The sequence below is a fragment of the Kitasatospora sp. NPDC058965 genome, from assembly GCF_042741245.1.
Classification (GTDB): Bacteria; Actinomycetota; Actinomycetes; order Streptomycetales; family Streptomycetaceae; genus Kitasatospora.
This window is the reverse complement of sequence record NZ_JBHYKG010000165.1, coordinates 1-18,754: the sequence shown is the minus strand read 5'-3', so window position 1 is coordinate 18,754 and position 18,754 is coordinate 1. Positions and strand designations below refer to the sequence as shown.

Here is an 18,754-nt window from a genome sequence, read left to right as displayed (position 1 = left end):
CCACCCCCCCGCGGGGGGGGGCCCCCCCCACCCCGCCGGGCGGCCCCCACCGGCGTGCCCCCGCCTCCGCGCACCGGCGACACCCGCTACGGCAGCGCCGTCCGCCCCCGCGCGAAGATCCGCCGGCGGGTCTCGCGAGACCACACGAAGCGTCGGCGGGCCCGGGGGAACGTGCGCGGCGCGCTGGCCGAACTGGCCGGGCTCGGCGCCGGCGTGGCAACCGACGGAGCGTCAGTTCCGGCACCCGGTGCGCGGACTCCGCATGACGCCCCGACAGCTCGCGGACGAATTCTTGCCCGGACGGATTGTTGTCGCCCCGGAACACCTGGCGGGCCGAACCGGAGCATGGGCATGATCGCGTCGTCCGGGCCCAGCAGGCCGGGACGTCCAACGAGAGCGGACCGGGACTCGCCGCCATGAGCGGAGAGCGAGGGCGATCCCGTGTTCCGCCCGGACCGAGGGGGAATCGGTGATCAGATCATCAGGGCGTTTCGCCCGCCGAGTACGGCGTCGACTGGCCGCCACGGCCGCACTGGGCGTGGCTGCATCGGTCCTCACCGTGGGGCTGCCCGACGCGGTGACGCCGCACGCCTTTGCCGCGGCCTCGACACCGGTGGTCACCGCCGCGGTGGGTGTCGGCTCGCAGACGACCGAAGCGGTGACCACGGCCTTCGCCAACTCGCTCAGGATCCGCTCGTTGCCGACGGTCAACTCGATCGGCACCAGCGGCTCGGCCACCGTGACCACGAAGTCCGCCTCGTGCGTCATCAACCGCCCGGCCACCGACGACGACGGGTACCGGGCGCTGATGGCCTCGGCGAACGCCGGCGACGGGTGCGTGGACTTCGCGCGGATGTCGCAGCCCTACAGCGGTGCGCCGGTCCCGGGGACGGCGGTCGACAACGTCCCGTTCGCCCTGGACGGCCTGTCGTTCGCGGTCACGGACACCTCGCTGCTGCCGGCCTCCCTCACCAAGGCGCAGTTGCGCCAGGTGTACACCTGCGACCCGGCGACGGCCGGCCTCAAAGGCCTGCTGCCCGCCGAGGGCTCCGAGCAGCGCCGGCTGTGGCTGTCCGCGCTGGGCATCTCGGACGCCGACGTGCTGCGCGGCGCCTATCCCTGCGTGTCGGACCACAACAGCAGCGGGCAGGCCTACGGCGACAACAACGGCGTGATCCTGGACAACTCGTCGGTCATGCCGTTCTCGATCGGCAGCTACCTCAGCCAGTCCGGCGGGTCCCAGACCGTGCAGTTGGGCAACGCCCGGCTCGGGACGATCAGCGACCAGGGGCAGCCGCCGGTGCAGCCGAACGCGGACGCGTACCCGGGCGACGTCACCTTCGCGGTGACCGGGACCAGCAACATCCCCAGCCACCTCGCCGTGGGTGACCTGCTGTCGATCTACACCTGCGGCCAGCCGGGGCTGACCCCGCTGCTGCCGCCCCCCGGTCCGGTGCGGACCGCGTTCGAGAACCTGATCCAGCTCCAGGACCCGGACGTGGTGGCCGGGAAGTACCCGTGCATCGCCACCACCAGCAACGGCAATGCGGTTCAGCAGAACGACGGCAGGGTGCTCGGCGCGTCCTCCATCGTCCCGTTCGCGATCTCCTCCTACGTCGGCCAGTTGCTGAACACCCAGAGCGACCAGCGCGGGTTCGCCCGGCTCGGTGTGGTCGACAACACCGGCACCCCGGCCCAGGCCCCGCTGCCGATGCGGCTGAACACCTCCTACGGGAGCCCCTTCGTCTACCACCTGTACAACGCGATGGCGCACTCGGCGGTCAACACCAGCCCGCTGAACGAGACCTTCATCGGTTCGAACTCGCTCGTGTGCCAGGACCCGCTGGCCATCGCGTCCCGGGGCTTCGCCCCGATCCCGAGCACGGACGCCGAACCGTGCGGCACCCTCCGACACAGCGTCGGCACCAACGGGCTTGCGGCTGCCACCACTTCGGCGGCGATGACGAAGGCTGCCGGGGTCTCCGGGAGCGGTACCGCCGGGACGACGAGCGCCGCCGGGACGACGAGCGCCGTCGGGACGCGGAGCGCCGCCGGAACGCAGAGCGCTGCCGGGACGGCGGCGGCCCCCTCCGGCGAGTCGGACGACTACCCGCTCGGTCCGCTCGACAGCGGTCTGCTGCCCGGGAGCGGCGGCTGGTGGTACGCGCAGAACGGGGGCTGCTTCATCTCCGGCGGGTTCAGCAACGACCCCGGTAACCGCCAGCACGGGTACACGGGCACCTTCTCGGTCACCGGGCCGCACTGCCACGGGCTGGTGACGGCCAGGTACTTCAACTCCTACGGGGACCCGGTCGCCGGGGAGACCCTGGACCAGGACTGCTCGGGCCCCTGCCAGTTGAACCTGCTGCACAACGGCCCGGGCTACTCCCGACTGCGGTACTCCAGCCCGTGGGAGGTCGCGACGTACGGCGACGTGCTGACCTCGTTGTCGATCAACGTGGTGGACGACTCGCTGGGCGGCGTCGGATACACCACCGCGGTCTATCCGATGAACCAGCCGGGCGTCACCGGTCTGGTGGTGGGCAACCCGAACCAGGACACGGTCACCCTGTCCTGGAGCAACGTCCCGAGCGCCACGCAGTACCTCGTCGAGCGGATCGCGGACGGCGACAACGCCTGGTCCCAGGTGGCCTGGGTCGACCAGGTCTACAACTCGCAGATGGGCTGGACCGACAGCAGCGTCGTCCCCGACCACGGGTACACCTACCGGGTGCGCGCCTACAACGGCGCGACCGCGCTGGGCACGGGACCGTCGTACCCCGTCCCCGTGACGCCCGGAGCGCCGGGGCGGCTCAAGCACTACGTGGCGCTCGGCGACTCCTTCTCGTCCGGCATGGGCGCCAACGGCCAGTTCATCGACAGCCCCACCTGCCGCCGGGCGCTGAACGCCTACCCCGGCGTGCTGCAGGACGCGATGGACTCCCAGGCGGTGGCACAGTACGCACTGACCGCGGACACCCGCTGGGACATGTTCGCCTGTTCCGGCGCGCGCACCTCCAACATGTCCTCCTACCTGCCCAACAACGGCCACCCGATCGTGGGCCAGGTCCAGAACGGCATGGAGCCGTGGCGCCAGCACTTCGCCGGCGGCTACTCCCTGAACCGGGACTACAACGCCCCGGGCTTCCAGGTCGACATGCTGGCCGAGGCGGCCCGCCGTGACGTGGTCGACTACGTCACGCTCACCGCCGGGGGCGACGACGTGAACTTCGCCGGGATCCTGTCGGACTGCGTCCAGCAGAAGAACGGGTGTGTCGACAGCAGCCTGTCGGCCTACGAGGCCAACCTCAAGGCACAGATCGATGCGCTGAGTCCCCGGCTGAGCGACCTGTACCAGCAGGTCGTCCGGGCCTCCGGGTACGCCGACGTCGATGTGCTCGGGTACCCGCTGCTGTTCCCCAACGGCGGGCCCGACGACTGCGCCATCTCGACCTCGGCGTGGCTGGCGGGGAACATCTTCACCACCGCCCACCTGGACACCGCCCAGATGGACATGCTCAACCGGATGGGCAACGAGCTCGACACCGTGATCAGCAACGCGGTCACCAGCGCGAACGCGGCCGTCGGGTACGTCCGGTTCATCGATGTCCGCAGCACCTTCCAGGGGCACGACATCTGCGCGGGCGGCAATGCGTACCTGCACCAGATCCTGCCGCAGTGGAACCCGATCGGGGCCGACCCGCAGAGCGGCCACCCCAACGACGCCGGCTACGCGGCTGAGGCCGCGCTGATCCGGCAACTGCGGTACAGCAACGTTCCCTGACCCTGACGCTCGGACACACACCTGACTGTGACGCCGGCCGGGGCCCTGGGAACGGGGTCCCGGCCGGCGTCGCGCCCAGGTCGAGCCGGACTCGGTGCCGTTCGGGGTCGAGCTGCCCCTCGAAGGTCTCGTCGATCGATTCGACGACCTGTCGCAGCGCCCGGAACAGGGCTCAAGTGCGCAGCCGGCCCTCGGAATCGAGGATGCGTTCCGGCGCGAGTCCGTTCGCGGTTCAGCGAGAGGTGTGTCCGCGGTGGCCCGTCGTCACGCCCAGTCCTCCGGTTCCCAGGCGTAGAGCTGGTCGAGCAACTCCCGGTCCCCGTCGAGGTGCAGGGAGTCCACCGGAATGCGGTCGTACCGCCAGAGGACCAGATCACTGGCCGTGCCGTGAATGGAGAGGCCAGCCGCTTCCGGGGCCTCGCCGACGGCGGGCAGCCGGGTGGTCCGTGCACCGTCGCCGTCGACCGTGAGGCGCCAGGAGCGGCCCTCGGTGGCGTGAAGGTCGAAGGCGGTGGGCTTGTGGGGCCAGGCACTCCTCGTGAAGCTGGCGATGAACAGGCTCTCCTCGACACCGTCGAGCGCCACCTCGACAGGCAGGGGGGCCGCCTCGCCCACGGTGAGCTGGGCGTCGTAGGTGTGCACCGCGAGCTCCTGGACCTGGTGCCGGGCGACGCCACCGGCCGTGTGCGGCGTCTGCGTGACGCCCCAGCCGGTGAAGCAGCCCTGGTCCGGACCGGCCTCCCGCAGGGCCGCCAGCATCAGCTCGGTCGAGGCGGCCAGCCAGGCCAGCACGGCCTCGCGCTCGCGCGGCGCGACCGCGTCACCCTGGGCCGGGGTCCTGGACGTGGCGTCCGGCCCGGCAGCGACGGTGGCGGCCCAGCGACGGCGGCCCTCGCCGATGTGCTGCACCAGGTCGAACAGCGTCCACTCGGGGCAGGTCGGCACGGGCAGGTCGAGGCTGGGCGCGACGGCGACCGCGGCGCGGAAGGCAGTTGAACGTTCGTCGATCAGGCGCAGCAGTTCGGGAAACTCCGGAGTCTTGTGCACGGCGGTACTTCTACCACCTTGATCCATTCGGCCGACAGCGGTTTTCCCACCGGCTACGGCGGGGAGCCGCGGCCTCGGCCGAGACAGCGGTGGGCAGCCACTCGGCCTGGCGGGAGTCCGAGGATCTTGTGCTCGACGACCTCCGGGAGCGCACGGCTCCGCTGACCCGGCTGCCAGCATCCAGCCGCCCCGGGCGCCCCCGAGCTGCAGCTGGACGAGCTTCGTGACCGTCGTCGGTCGTCGGGGCTCGTCGACGCTGGCGAGGAGCCCGGAATGTGGGGGTTCGTCAACTGAAGATGCGTATCTCTCCCCCATGGTCCGGTGGATCTCCTGACGCCAGGATGACGGTGCCGCCGGGCGCCGACCAGCTCCGGCAGTTTCCAGGGAACGAAGGACGGACGATGGCACAGGGGTTCACGACGGATCAGCTCGCGGCAGATCCGTACGCCACGTTCTTCCCCGACCTGATCGAGGCCGTGCTCCGCCGACGGGGCGCGCAGGACTGGTCCGTCACCCCGGAGGACTTCTGGTGCCGGGTGTCCCCGGGCGGAGTCGGCGCGGGCCGGCGGCAGGGGTGGAAGCTCCACCTGTCGGCCACCCCGCTCTCCGCCCCACTGGTGCTCGCCCGCGCCGCCGAGGTGCTCGTCGCCGCCCGGGCCCCGTTCAAGTGCGCTGCCACCCCCGCCCGCGTGACGGAACTCGTCTCGGCGCACCACGAGCGCGCGGGCGGCGGGAAGTTCCTCACCGTCTACCCGTGCGACGACGACCAGTTCCGCCTGCTGGCCGAGGAGTTGCACCGGGCGACCGCGGGCCTGCCGGGGCCGGGCATCCTCTCCGACCGTCCGTACCGGCCGGGCAGCCTGGTGCACTACCGCTACGGCGCCTTCCGGGGTTTCCCCCGGCTCACCAACGACGGCTCGCCCGAGCCGACCCTGCAGACACCCGACGGGACCTTCGTCCGGGACCGGCGCCAGGCCGCTTTCACCCCGCCCGCCTGGGCACTCTCCCCGCTGCCGCCGCCCGACGGGCCGGCGTCCGCCCCCGGGACGAGCGTCCTGCTGAACGACCGCTACGTCGTGCACAAGGCGATCCGGCACGCGTACAAGGGCGGCGTCTTCCTCGGCACCGACCGGCTCACCGGACAGGAGGTCGTCATCAAGGAGGCCCGCCGGCACGTCGGGGCCGGCCTCGACGGCTCCGACGCCGCCGAGCGCCTCACCCACGAGGCGGAGATGCACACCCTGATCGCACCGCTCGGCCTCGGTCCGCTGCTCCTGGGCACCTTCGGCCAGGGCGGCAACCGGTACCTCGCCCAGGAGCGCGTCGCCGGGCGGACGCTGCGCACGTGGCGGGCCGAACGGCTCCGCCCCGAAGGGGCGTTGCTCCTGGACCTGGCCGAGCAGGTGGTGGGCGTCGTCATGGCGGTCCACGGACTCGGCCTGGTCCTGCGGGACCTCAATCCCGACAACCTGATGGTCACTCCGGACAGCGAACTGCGCCTCATCGATCTGGAGGCGCTCGCCCGCCCGGGAGACCGCGTCCGCGGCATCCACACACCGGGCTACGGCGCGCCCGAGGTCACCGACGGCGCCTCGGCCGGCCTGGCCCCCGCTCCGGCCGCCGACTGCTACAGCGCCGGCGCCGTGCTGTTCCACCTCCTGACCGGTACCGAGCCCGTCTTCGCCCCGGACCGCCCGGCGACGCGCAGCGAGCACGACCGGCTCGCCGCCCTGCTCGCCGCCGCCCTCGCCGACCGCCCGGAGCTCACCGCCGTCCAGCCGCTCGTCCTGGGACTCATGGCGCAGGACCCCGGGGACCGGTGGAGCCTGGACACGGCTCGCGAGGCGCTGACCCGGCTGCTCGCCGACGCGACCGCCGTGGTCGCACCCCGGAGCGCCGCAAGCACCACAAGCACCGCAAGCGCCGCAAGCGCCGCAAGCACCGCGAACGCCCCGGGCGGTGGGGCCGTACTGGACCGCCGGACCGCGGAGCGGCTGCTCTCCGACGGGCTCACCCACCTCATGGACACCATGACCCCGCAGGACCCGGTCCGGCTCTGGCCCGCCGATCCCGCCACCGGGCGGACCGATCCCCTCAACGTGCAGCACGGCGCGGCCGGCGTCCTGTCCGTCCTCACCGCGGCCGCGGCACACCGGACGGATCCACGGCTGCGCGCCACCGTCGCCGAGGCCGCGCACTGGATCGCCACCCGGGCGGACCCCGAGGGGCAGTGCCTGCCAGGGCTGCACCACGGGCGCTCCGGCACCGCCTGGGCACTGCTCGACGCCGCCCGGCTGCTCGGCGACGACGGCCTCGCCGGACACGCGGCCCGGCTCGCCCGTGCGGTGCCGGTGCGCTGGCCCAACCCCGACGTCTGCCACGGCGTGGCCGGCGCCGGTCTGACCCAGCTCCACTTCTGGCGAGCCACCGACGACAAGGAGTTCCGGGACCGCGCGGTGACCGCCGCCGAACACCTGCTGACCGCCGCCGCGCGCGGCCGGTCCGGCGTGGTCTGGCCGGTCCCGGCCGACTTCGACTCCGAGCTGGCCGGCATCGGCCACCTCGGCTTCGCCCACGGCGTCGCCGGCATCGGCACCTTCCTGCTGCTCGCCGGTCTCGCCACGGAGCGGGACGACTTCGTCCGGGCGGCCCGGGCGGCCGCCGAGACCCTGCTCGCCACCGCACGCGTCCGCGACGACGGCGCGGGCTGGCCCGTCGAGGACCGCGACGCCGCTGCCCCCGTCCACGCGCCCCACTGGTGCAGCGGCGCCTCCGGCATCGGCACCTTCCTGATCCGCCTCTGGCAGGCCACCGGGGACCCCCGCTACCGCCGTGCCGCCGAACAGGCGGCCACCGAGGTGTACCGCTGGCGCTGGCGGAGCACCTCGTCCGCCTGCCACGGCCTCGCGGGGCACGCCGAGTACCTGCTCGACCTGGCCGACGCCCTGCACGACCCCGACCACCGGCGCCGCGCCGAGGAACTCCTCGCCTGCGCCCACGCACGTCACGTCCTGCACGACGGACTGCTCCTGATCCCCGACGACACCCTGACCAGGGTCGGCGTCGGCTACCACACCGGACTCGGCGGGCCGCTCGGCCTGCTGGTACGGCTCCACCACGGTGGGCCACGCCTGTGGCTGCCCGCCCTCGACCCGGCCGGAAGGAGGTGACCACCATGACCGAGGACGTCAGCGCCCTGCAGCTGCTCAGCAGCGAGCAGGAGACCACGACGGACTACATCTGCTTCCCGTTCAGCATCTTCACGTGCGGCAACTGGAGCGTCGACGACATGTAGGTCCGGCGGGGAACGCGCCACGCAGGCGCGGGTGTCCGAGCACCTCTCGGCCACCCGCGCCCGTCCCCGCGGTCATCAGGCCTGGCGCTTCGCCGCCCGGGCCGACGCCACGAAGGCGTGGATCAGGCGGTGGTCCTTGACGCCCCGCGACGACTCGACGCCACTGGAGACGTCCACGCCCCATGGGTCGGCGGCGGCGATCGCAGCAGCCACGTTGTCGGGGGTGAGGCCGCCGGCCAGCATCCAGGGGCCGGTGGGGCGGTTGCCGTCGAGCAGGGAGAGGTCCCACCGGGTGCCGGAGCCGGCCACCGGCGCGTCGAGCAGCAGGAACTCCTCGCCGTAGGCGCCGACGGCGAGGTCGGTGCCCGGGGTGAGAGCTGTGGCCCGGACCAGGCGCAGCGGGAGGTCGGCCAACTCGGCGAAGGCCTCGCGCGGATAGTCGCCGTGCAACTGCAGGGCGCGCACCCCGGCGGCCAGGGCCAGGCGTCCGGCCTCGGCGGCCGGAACGCCGGCGGTGACCGCGACGGTCAGGATCTCCGGCGGGACCGCGGCGGCCAACTCGCGCGCCTCGGCCGGGTCGAGCCGGCGGGCGCTCTCGGTCAGGACGAATCCGATCGCGTCCGCTCCCGCCTCGACGACGGCCGCCACATCCCCAGGGGTCCGGACCCCGCACACCTTGATGAACATGTGCCCAGCCTAGAGCTGCAACGGCGCTCACGTACCCAGCGCCCTGTCCGGCTCCCACCGGATGGTGGGGCGCCCGGCTTCGGCGGCCGACCCGCGCCGCCGAGTGACCGGGCCGGTGGCCGACTCATCGCGCTCGTCCTCAACAGGACTGGCTATAGTGTCGATGACGGTCGAGCGTGAGGGGGCACCGATGATCGAACTCGCCGAGGTCATAGCCCAGTTGCGCCGCCAGCTGGAGGCCGCCATGGCGCAGGCCGACGCCGCCGACTCCGAACTCCAGCTGGAGCTGGGCCCGGTGACCTTGGAGGCGGCGGTGGTCGTGGAGCGGTCCGGGTCTGCTGGGGGCAAGCTCAAGTTCTGGCTGGCCGAGCTGGGGATGGACGGCAAGATCGACCACTCCGCCACCCAGCGGATCACCCTCACCCTGCAGCCGAAGCTCAAGTCCGGTGGGTCGCCGTGGGTTTCCGGCGACGAGCACCAGAACGAGCGCTGACCGCTGCACAGCTCGCACGGTGGCCTCGATGTCGCCCGTGCCGGGGAGATCCTGGTCGGCCTGGGAGAGGGCCGAACCGGCCGGCGCGGGTCCGGCTACCGGGTCTCCGCCGCTCATGTGCTCACGGCCGCCCATGTGGTCCGCGACGCTGTGCTCCTCCGGGTTCGGCTGGATGCCGATCGGCCGTCCGAGTCGGTCGGGCGGGCGCGGACCGTCCTGGTGTCGGCCGCGGCCGACCTCGCCCTGCTGGAGCTGCTGAGTCCGCCCGGCGGTCCGTCACCGTCCCCGCCGCGCTACGGAGTGGTGCCGGAGCGGGACATCACGCTCGCCTGCAGCGCGCTGGGGTTCCCCCGGTTCAAGCTCCGCGAGGACCCCGTCCCGCAGCCGGGCGGGGCCCCACCCACCCAGTACCGGGACTCCTGCCATGCGGTGGGCACGCTGGCGGCGCTCTCCAACCGCCGGGCCGGAACCCTCGAACTGTCCGTGCCCGCGCCCCGCGAGGACCCGGACCCGCACCGGTCGCCCTGGGAGGGCATGTCCGGCGCCGCGGTCTGGAGCGAGGGCGTCGTGATCGGGCTGGTCAGCAAGCACCATCCGTCGGACGGCCCGGGCCGGCTGGCGGCCGTGCGAGTGGATCGCTGGTACCTCGAACTCGACCGGAACGACCTGGACCTGCTGCACCGGCACGCCGGACTGCCGGCCGATCCGGCCGAGTTGGTGCCGCTGCCGGCGTCGCCGACGCCGGGGCTGGCGACTGCACCGCCGACCGCACCTCCGCCACCCGCCGGGTTGCCCGAGAACCTCTCGTGGCGCTCGTTGGGCGGGCTGATCGAAGCCCTGATCGCCACCCCCGTGGTCCGCGACGCGCAAGGCCGCACCCTGCTGCTGGAGAGCATTCGCCCGGAGGTGGCCGCTGTGGCGCAGCGCAGCCCCGCCCTGAGGATCGACGTGATCAACATCGTTCGCAGTTGCCTGCACTACCCGGGGGCGCTGGACCAGTTGATCGACACGGTGAGGATGATGGAGGGCGACTCGACCGCGATGGCCCGGCTGGACGCGGCCGTTGCCGAGTTGACAGACAGTGATACCTGACTGACCGTCAATCACGAAGCAGGAGCCGGAGTTTCTGATGTTTGACGGGCGGACATCATAGGAAAGGTAAGGATCGGCTGCGATCCGAGCTTGGGGGAAGGGGGCTCGCTGCCGTGGAGAAGGCTGTGGCCGCTGTCGAGTCCGACCTGATCGACCTTTCAGGGACCACCATCGACTCACTGCGCCGCTACGAGAGTGCAGCCCTGGCGACAGTGATCGACGGACTGCTCCGCCAGCTCTACGCGCCGGGCTACAACATCGGCGGCTTCAACACCAGCGATTCGCCCGACCCCGACCCCACAGGCACGGGCACAGGCACAGGCACCGACACCACGGGCGCCGACCACTCCGACGCCGGGCCCTGGCGCGCCGGCCCGCCGGCGCCGCCGTGACCACGGTGGTGCCCGGCCCGCACCGCCTGCCGATGCGCGACTTCGAGGCCCTCGCCCGGGGAGACGGGGACGCCCGCACGCTCGGGCACCTGCTCGCGGCCGAACGCAGTCGCCGCCTCCTGCTCCTGCGTGCCCTGGACGACGCTCTCCGGGACCGGCCCGGTGCCGCCGGCCCGCTCCCCCCGATGGACGCCGCCTGGGACCTGCTCGCCACCGCACAGCGGGCTCACCCCGCCGCGTTCGACGACGTCCTGATGCACCCCCAGACCGGCCTGTGGCTCGCTCACGCGCTGCGCCGACTGGACGCCGGGGCAGCCGGGCCGGCCGGGTCGGACCGGACGGCCGGGCCGAAGCGGGTGAAGGGCGAGGGCCCGCTCTGGGTCGTCCTCGGCCACCTGCACGCCCTGGCCGCCGCCGCGGGAGTGCGGGCCTCGGTGAAGTTCAGCATCGAACTGCCGGTGCGCGACGGCTGGGTGATCCTGCCGACGCTGGGCTGCGCCGCGCTGCCCGGGGCGGACAGCGGCCGGGACCCGTGGGGGGTCGCCGAGCTGACCGCCGGTGACGGCCCCGTTCGGCTGCGCCGGGTTGCCGGAGCCACCGGTGCTGCCGGGACCGCCGCGGCGTCCGGGACCAGCGCAGTGTCCGGGACCGTCGGCGCCGACATCGAGCTGCGGCTGCCGGACCGGCCGACCGAGGACGGGCCGGGCTGGTACGGCATGCGCCGCATCACGGTCGGCGCACCCGGCACCGACCTCTCCGTGCAGTTGGACGACCTGGACCCGTACCGCTCGATGCGGGAGCCGACCGGCCCCGCGCGGCTCTCCGCGCGGAGCGCCACGTACTGGCAGGCGCTGCTCGACGAGTCCTGGCGGATGCTGCTGCGGGAGGATCCGCGGACGGCCTCGGCGATGCGCGCGGGGTTGCTGTCGATCTGCCCGCTGCCCGCCTCCGAACGGTACCGGCCCCGCAGCGCGTCGGCCGGCGACGCCTTCGGCGGGCTCCAGGCCTCCGAGCCCGACGACCCGGCGCAGTTCGCCGCCACCCTGGTGCACGAGTTCCAGCACATCAAACTCGGCGCCCTGATGCACCTGGCCCCGCTGCACCTGGACGAGCCCACCCGCGGGGCGGGCGCCGAGCTCTTCTACGCGCCCTGGCGCGACGATCCCCGGCCGTTCGGCGGCCTGCTCCAGGGCGTCTACGCGTTTCTCGGGGTGACCAGGTTCTGGCGGGCCCACAGGCGTGGCGGCGGACCGGCGGCCGCCTTCGCCCACTTCGAGTTCGCCCTGTGGCGCCGGCAACTGTGGCGGACGCTGGACCTGCTGGCGGGACGGCCGGAGCGGTTCACCCCGCTGGGCCGGGAGTTCCTCGCCAGTCTGCGCCTGCGCGCCGCCTCCTGGCTGGACGAACCGGTGCCCGTCGCGCAGCTGTGGGCGGCCGAGCAGGCTGCGGCCGACCACCGGGCCCGTTGGCGAGTCCACCATCTGCGCCCCGACCCCGAGGCCGTCGTCACTGCCGCCCGCGCCTGGTCGCGAGGCGCCGGGCGTCCGCCCGACCGGCCCGCTCCGGCTCCGGCTCCGGCTCCGGCTCCGACTGTGGCCGCCGACCCGGCGGCCCGCTGGTTCGACACCAGGGCAGCACTGACCAGGCTGCTGCTCGGTGATCCGGCGGCGTTCGCGCGGGTTCAGGCCCTGCGACCGGACGACCTCGGGGCCCGGGTCCGGGGAGCCACGGCCGGTGACCTCGCACTGGTGGCGGGCGATCCGACCGCGGCCCGGCGATTCTTCCTGGACCGGTTGGCGGCCGACCCCGACAGCCCGTCCGCCTGGACCGGCCTCGGGCAGGCGTTGGCCGCCGGTCCGGGCCCGCGGCCGATCGCGCACGCCAGGGCGTCGGCCGTCCTGCGGAGCCGACCGGAGGTCGTCCGAGCCGTGCACGGCGCCCTGCGCGACTCCGGTGAGCGGGTGGCGGACCCGATCGCGCTGGCCGCTTGGCTCGCGGACGCCGACGGCCCGCTGCCCTGACGGAACTCGAGAGCGGGCACCGATCGCCCGCCTTCGCCCCGGGCCGCCGGTCGAGTGCTGCGCGGGGGCGCTACAGCAGCATCGGGTCGACGTCCCCGTTGACCCGCTCGCCCGCGGCGGTCTGACGGGTCACCAAGTGCCCCTCGGCCGAGCCGCGTCGCAGGCGGGGCTCGTCCAGGCTGCGCCTCATCCGGTCCACCGTCTCGTCCCGCAGCCGCAGGCCCTCGCCTTCCTCGCCGAGCGCGAGCAGGTCGGTGGCCAGGTTCCCGGCGCAGGCCAGCGTGATGGGGTGCTCGACGCCGAGGGCCGTCCGACTCAGCTCCAGGGTCCGGGTGTCCAGGTCCTTGGCCTCCTCGAACCGGCCCAGCGCGTACAGGTCGCTGGCCAGGTTCATCGAGCACACCACGGTGGTCGGGTGGTCGTCACCGAGCCGGTCGCGCAGCGTCAGCAGCGTGGCCTCGTTGCTGGCGTGGGCCTGTTCGACCTCGCCGAGCAGTCGCAGCGTCACCGCGAGGTTCAGATCGGCCGACAGCACGTGCGGGTGGCGGGCGTCGAAGATCCGGCGGTAGCGCTCGCAGGCCTTGGCACCCAGCTCCCGGGCCCGTTCCAGGTCGCCGTTGTGCCGCAGGGCGACCGAGAGGGTGAGCGAGGCGGCCAGCGACTGCGGGTGGGTGTCGCCGTAGCGCAGCGAGAACCGGTCGGCGGCCTCCTGGGCGAGCTCCAGTGAGGCCAGGTTGTCGCCCTCCTTGCGGACCGCGACGCTCAACTGGCGCATGGTCTGCAGGGTCTGGGGGTTGTCGGCGCCGAACACCTCGCGGAAGCCGACCAGTGCGGCCTCCTGCAGCCCCCGTGCCTCGACGTAGTCGCCGGCCTCGCGGATGTCGATGGCGACGCTGTTCTCGGTGATCAGGGTCGCCTGGTAGTCCGCGCCGAAGATCCGCACCTTCATCGCGTAGGTGCGGCGGTCGAGTTCGAGGGCACGCTGGAAGTCACCGGTCAGCCGCAGGCTCACGCCGAGGTTGTGGGCCGCGTTGAGGGTGATCGGGTCGTCCTCGCCGAAGGTGCGCCGGGCGCGCTCGTACACCGTCTCGTCGAGCTGGCGGGCAATGGCGAAGTCCCCCTCGGCACGGCGCACGGCGGCCTCCAGGTTGAAGGCGTCCAAGGCGTCCTCGCGGCTGTCCGGGCCGCCTTCGGGCGCCGTGCGGGCGTACGCCTCCTGCAAACGGGCGACGAAGGCCGACGCGTCGCGGTAGCGGCCGACCACCAGGTACATGAAGCCGAGCCACTGGCCCATCAGCATGGTCTGGCGGTCGTCCTCGCCGAACGTCTGCTTCCAGGCCTCCCAGGCGTGCTCGGAGAAGTCCAGCGAGACCTCGTGATCGCCCCAGTAGTAGAGGTACTTGGCCACGTTCAGGACCAGCTGGGCCACCCAGCGATGACGGGAGTCGATCGCCCGGGAGGCCACCGCGTGCCCGTACAGCTCGGCGTAACGGGGCCAGTCCGCGTGTGCGGCAGGCGACTTGGGGTCACCGGCCGCCAGCAGCAGGTGGACGCCGGCCCGCATCCGCTGCTGCTCCTCGGGCGACATCCGGTTGATCACGACGGCCTGGACCAGCCGGTGCATCTCGATCGAGTTCGTGCGGTGGTCGATCCGGGCCAGGGAGTAGCGGTTGATCTCGCGGATCGCCCGCGCCAGCCGGATCGGGTCGTTGAGCGTCTCGTCGAGTTCGGGAGTGATGTTGCCGTTGCCGAGGCCGGAGAACATCGAACGGGAGATCGGATCCGGTGCGAAGTAGGCGCAGAGCTGGAGCAGGCGCAGCGCCGCCGGGCTGCGGCTCTCCAGGTGGTCCAGCGAGACGTTCCATGCGGCGGCGACCGGGAGTTCGTAGTCCGGCGGCGGTGACACCTCGAGGAGTTCGGTGCGCTTCTCCTCGAAGAGGCGCAGGTACTCGGCGACCTGCATTCCGGTCTCGGCGCGCCAGGCCGCGGCCTGCTGGAGCGCCAGCGGGAGGTCGCCGAGGGCCGTGGCGAGCCGGTCGGCCTCCTCGTCGGCGAGGTCGGGGCCGGAGCGGCGCAACAGCTCCTTGCTCTCCTCGCGGGTGAAGACGTCGACCTCCAGCGACCCGCCGATCAACCCCCAGCGTCGGTTGCGGGAGGTCACCAGGATCGTGCCGCTGCCACCGGTCGGGAAGTACTGCTGGACCCGCTCGGGGCTGTCCGCGTTGTCGAAGATGAGCAGCCATCGGGCGTACGGGCGACCCTCGCGCAGGGCCTCGCGCAGCGCGGGTACGGCGGTGTTGGCCTCCAGGCCCGTGCTGAGGCCCAGGCGCTGGGCCAACTCCACCAGCGCCTGGCCGATCTGGCCGGGCCGTTCGGCCGGGATCCACCAGACGATGTCGTAGTCCGCCTGGTGCCGGTAGGCGTACTCGATCGCCAACTGGGTCTTGCCGACACCGCCCATGCCGTGGATGGCCTCGGGCAGGACCGCCGTGGTGCCCTGCCGCAACCGGTCCTCGAGCAGGGCGAGGAGCGCCAGGCGCCCGGTGAAGTTCGGGTTGCGCGGCGGGATTCCGCCCCAGACGCGCGGCTGAGCGGGACGCTCACCCTCGACGCTGACGGCGGTCGCGAGCGAGCTCACCTGCGGTCCTCCAGTGTGTGTGGTCGTCGGGTCGGTGCGGGCCCGTCGCGACTGCTGCGCGTCGAAGGCCTGCAGGGCTGCCTGCAGCGCGTGCGCGCGCCTCAGGAAACGGCCGGACAGCGCCCGCAGTGCGGCGAGTTCGATCTGCAGGTACGGGGCGTTGCGGCGGGTCACGGCGGGCACCCGGACGGCGTCGAGCGGCTCGCCGGCGGGTGGCAGCAGGGGCCGGCCGCCTGCCTGCTCCAGCAGTTCGCGGACTTCCTGGAGCACCCGTACGGTGTCGCCGCGACGCCCTGCCGCCAGCAACTCGGGACGGACCTGCCCCACGAACTCGAACGGCGGATCGGTGTCCGGCCCGGGTGGGTCCGCCGGGCCGGTGCGCACCAGGCCGCTCATCAGGAGTTCGGCCAGGTGGACGGGCTCGCCACCGGGCATGCCGCGCATGACCGCGCGCATCACGGGGGGCGAGAGCGGGGCCGCTGCCAGCAGGGCGGCCAGCCGGAAGGCCGGTGGCGACGCGCCTGCGCGGAACTCCGACACCCGCTCGCGCGCGGTGTCCCCGGCGCGGCCGTCCGAGGGGTTCACGGCCCAGGGCAGGTTGCGGGCCGCGTCCGGGCGCCGCTTCCACCGATCGGCGCTCAGCACCGTCAGTTCGACGCGGCCGTCGCCCGTGCCGGCGCCCTCGGTCCAACCGGCCACCAACCGGGCCCAGGGTTCGGTCCAGCGCGCGTCGAGTTCCAGCACCGGGATCGGGACCGTGTCCTCCGGGTCCTCCGGGTGCGGTGCGGGTTCGGCCTCACGGGCCAGCAGGTCGAGTGGAGTGTCGCGCTCCTCGCACACCAGTTCGGCATTCGGCAGCCAGCCGACAGCGGCCCGCAGCCCGACCCGGCGCGCCTCCATCCCCGTCCGGTACCAGAGTTGCTGCGGTAACAGTTGGAGGACCGCGACCGGCACGGCCCGCGCCCACTCCTGCAGCAGCGGCAGGACCGCCCCCGAGCGCCAGGCGGACCCGAGTCCGTCGGTGACCACCAGCAGCACGCGCGGCAACGACGCACCGGGGTCCGCCCCCGTCTGCGCCGGCGCTCCGACGCCCTCCAGCGCGAGAGCCCCGGGGACGGCGTGCTCGGTACCGAGCAGGCGTCCCAGCCGGATCCCCCCGAGGTGCACCAGACGGGCGACGCCGTCGGTCAGGGCGGCGAGGGTCTCCTCCCACACCGCCATGGTGCAGTGGGCGTCGACGGCGAGCAGGAGCTCCGGTGCAGGGCGCGCCGCCCCGGCCCGGAGGAGCCCGAAGCCGCGCACCGCGCCGTCGAGAGCCGCGGTCTCCCGCGTCCGGTAGGACACTCGATCACCGCGATCCGTCAGCGGCCGCGCGGGCCCGCGCGGCTGGGTGGTGCGCTGAGTGGGCGTACGGGAGCCCGACCGGCAGCGTCGCTGAGACGATCACGGGGCAGCAGTTTGCCACATACGAGCCTCCATCTCACTCTTCCCTACCCACTAAGGTTACTGTTACCAGCAAGAGTTGACGGACATTCAGTACTATCAATTGCCTTGCGACCGTCATAGTCTGCCGTCCGCTCAACGGTGGTTGCCACACGCGAGCGGTGGCGCGCACGGACGGACGACTGGGGGCATGCGTGTCGGAGGAGCAGAGCGCGGCGAGGGCCCGGAACGAACTCACCGCCGCCATGGCCGACGTCCTGCAACGCTCGGCCACCGCACGCCACGGTGTCGCCCGCGACCTGTGGCTGGACATGCTCCGGGCAGAGCTGGACCGGCCGGTGGAGGCCGCCGACCAGATCGCGCTGCGGCCCTGGCTGCTCCGCCTGATCAAGACCTGCGCCGAGGGCCGCGGCGACCTGGCCCGACTGGCGCAGACCCTGCAGTACCTGGAGGAGAACTCCACCGAGGTGACCGCCCTGTGGCAGCTGGTGGACGAGTGGGACGCCCTGGACTTCTACGAGGGCGCCGACCTCCGGCCCCTGCGCACCGCCCTGCAGGGAGTCGGCCCGGCCGGACTCGCGGCGCTCGCCCGGCGGGCGAGCGGCTCGCGCACCCAGGACCTGCCCCCCTGGTGCCGGACGGCCTGGCACGCCTTCCTGCACCTGGCCGGCGGGAACTCGCCGGCCGACGGCCTTCCGGTCAGCATGGCGTTCCTGGCCCTGGTCGCCGACCGCCTGGTCGAGGAGGGCCAGCAGCCGGCGGCCGAGTCACTGCGCCGGTGGAACCGTGAGAGGGCCCGCGCGTGGAGCCTGGAGAGCGAGCTGGCCGGCTGGCAGCGGGACGCAGCCGCCCCGGTCGTCCCCTCCCTCATTCCGGCCTACCTGCTGATCCAGCTGGCGCCGGACGGCCTCGACCCGGAGCGCTACCACCTCTCCCACTGGCGGCAGTCCGACGCAGACGGCTGGCACCCGGTGCCGGGCGAGTCCCGACTGCTGCACCGCAGTGAACTGTCCGCTGCTGTGGAGCAGTTGATCGAGGTGGTCGAGGAAGGGTGGGCCGACCTGCGGGCTCCGGTGATCCTGGAGTTCATCCTCCCCTGGGAACTGCTCAACGAGCCGGTGGAGTGGTGGCCCAAGGAGTCCGCCTCCCACGTTCCCACCCCGCTGGTGATGGACTATCCGGTGGTGCTGCGCAGCCTGGAGCGCCTGCGCAGACCCGCCTGGCACCGCAGGTGGCGCCTGCAGTGGCGTCAGCTGACCGAGCAGTCCGTCGGCAGCCACCCGCACTGGAGCCGGCCCGCCGGGCGCGAAGGCGACTTCTACCAACTGGAACGGGAGTTGAAGGAGGACCAGCAGGCCGTCTGCCTGGTGCTCAGCGCGCCTCCCTCGACGGAGGGCGGCACCGGCCGCCAGGAGATCCTGGCCGGCCTGCGGGCCGGCCTGCCGGCCATGATCTGGCACCGCACCAACTGCGAGGACCCCGCCTTCCGGGAGGCCATCGGCGAGATGCTCGAGGACCGCGGCCTCGGCAACCTGCTGGAGCGGGTGGGCAAGTGGCGCAAGGAGGCCCTCGCCCTCGGTCCTGCCGAGTGGGACCACCACGTCGGCCGGCACCTGGCCATCCTGCTCGACGACCCCGACCGCCTACCGGGACCGGCCCGGCCCTGACGGCGCCGACAAGGATCTCGGGAAAGCCGGAACCGGCCGGGGCGTTCAGTGCTCCCCACCAGGGAGCTCCTCGGCGGCGCTGTGCGCCGGCCTCCGGCCCCTCGCCACCGAGACGGGCCGGCGACGACCCCGCCCGATGCACCGGGTTCCACCCAGCGCCTTGATTCCGGATGTCTCCGCCCCGACGGCCCCGAC

General features: G+C 73.1%; 10 protein-coding genes. 7 read left to right on the top strand and 3 right to left on the bottom strand.

Features of this window, described 5'->3' with window-relative positions; all coding sequences use genetic code 11:
• The first annotated feature begins 538 nt into the window (after positions 1–538).
• Positions 539–3,784, top strand: coding sequence for an SGNH/GDSL hydrolase family protein (locus ACFW1A_RS24870; protein WP_380411857.1), 3,246 nt, complete (start codon positions 539–541; stop codon positions 3,782–3,784).
• 264 nt (positions 3,785–4,048) lie between these two features.
• Here the strand turns inward: ACFW1A_RS24870 and ACFW1A_RS24865 are convergent, their stop codons facing one another.
• Positions 4,049–4,831, bottom strand: coding sequence for a maleylpyruvate isomerase family mycothiol-dependent enzyme (locus ACFW1A_RS24865; protein WP_380411855.1), 783 nt, complete (start codon positions 4,829–4,831; stop codon positions 4,049–4,051).
• A gap of 401 nt (positions 4,832–5,232) precedes the next feature.
• Here ACFW1A_RS24865 and lanL point away from each other — a divergent pair, with 401 nt between their 5' ends.
• Positions 5,233–8,001, top strand: a complete 2,769-nt coding sequence (gene lanL / locus ACFW1A_RS24860; RefSeq protein ID WP_380411853.1) for a class IV lanthionine synthetase LanL — start codon at positions 5,233–5,235, stop codon at positions 7,999–8,001.
• A gap of 200 nt (positions 8,002–8,201) precedes the next feature.
• Here lanL and ACFW1A_RS24855 read toward each other — a convergent pair whose 3' ends face one another.
• Positions 8,202–8,813: a phosphoribosylanthranilate isomerase gene (locus tag ACFW1A_RS24855; protein ID WP_380411850.1), complete on the bottom strand. Its 612-nt coding sequence runs from the start codon at positions 8,811–8,813 to the stop codon at positions 8,202–8,204.
• A 163-nt stretch (positions 8,814–8,976) separates the two neighbouring features.
• On the opposite strand from ACFW1A_RS24855, the gene ACFW1A_RS24850 reads away from it, so the two are divergent.
• The 4 genes from ACFW1A_RS24850 (at position 8,977) to ACFW1A_RS24835 (ending at position 12,811) form a co-directional block, all read left to right on the top strand.
• A complete protein-coding gene (locus ACFW1A_RS24850; RefSeq protein WP_380411847.1) occupies positions 8,977–9,306 on the top strand; it encodes a trypco2 family protein in 330 nt (109 codons plus the stop codon).
• A 3-nt stretch (positions 9,307–9,309) separates the two neighbouring features.
• Complete coding sequence (locus tag ACFW1A_RS24845) at positions 9,310–10,398, top strand: trypsin-like peptidase domain-containing protein (RefSeq protein ID WP_380411860.1); 1,089 nt, start codon at positions 9,310–9,312, stop codon at positions 10,396–10,398.
• Positions 10,399–10,511: 113 nt separating this feature from the next.
• On the top strand, positions 10,512–10,790 hold the full coding sequence (locus ACFW1A_RS24840) for a hypothetical protein (RefSeq protein WP_380411845.1): 279 nt from the start codon (positions 10,512–10,514) through the stop codon (positions 10,788–10,790).
• On the top strand, positions 10,787–12,811 hold the full coding sequence (locus tag ACFW1A_RS24835) for an HEXXH motif domain-containing protein (protein WP_380411842.1): 2,025 nt from the start codon (positions 10,787–10,789) through the stop codon (positions 12,809–12,811). Before ACFW1A_RS24840 ends, ACFW1A_RS24835 begins: the two co-directional genes overlap by 4 nt.
• 70 nt (positions 12,812–12,881) lie before the next feature.
• On the opposite strand, the gene fxsT is transcribed toward ACFW1A_RS24835, so the two are convergent.
• Positions 12,882–16,793, bottom strand: coding sequence for an FxSxx-COOH system tetratricopeptide repeat protein (fxsT, locus tag ACFW1A_RS24830; protein WP_380411840.1), 3,912 nt, complete (start codon positions 16,791–16,793; stop codon positions 12,882–12,884).
• Positions 16,794–17,086: 293 nt separating this feature from the next.
• Here fxsT and ACFW1A_RS24825 point away from each other — a divergent pair, with 293 nt between their 5' ends.
• Positions 17,087–18,559: a hypothetical protein gene (locus ACFW1A_RS24825; protein ID WP_380411838.1), complete on the top strand. Its 1,473-nt coding sequence runs from the start codon at positions 17,087–17,089 to the stop codon at positions 18,557–18,559.
• Positions 18,560–18,754: the final 195 nt, after the last annotated feature.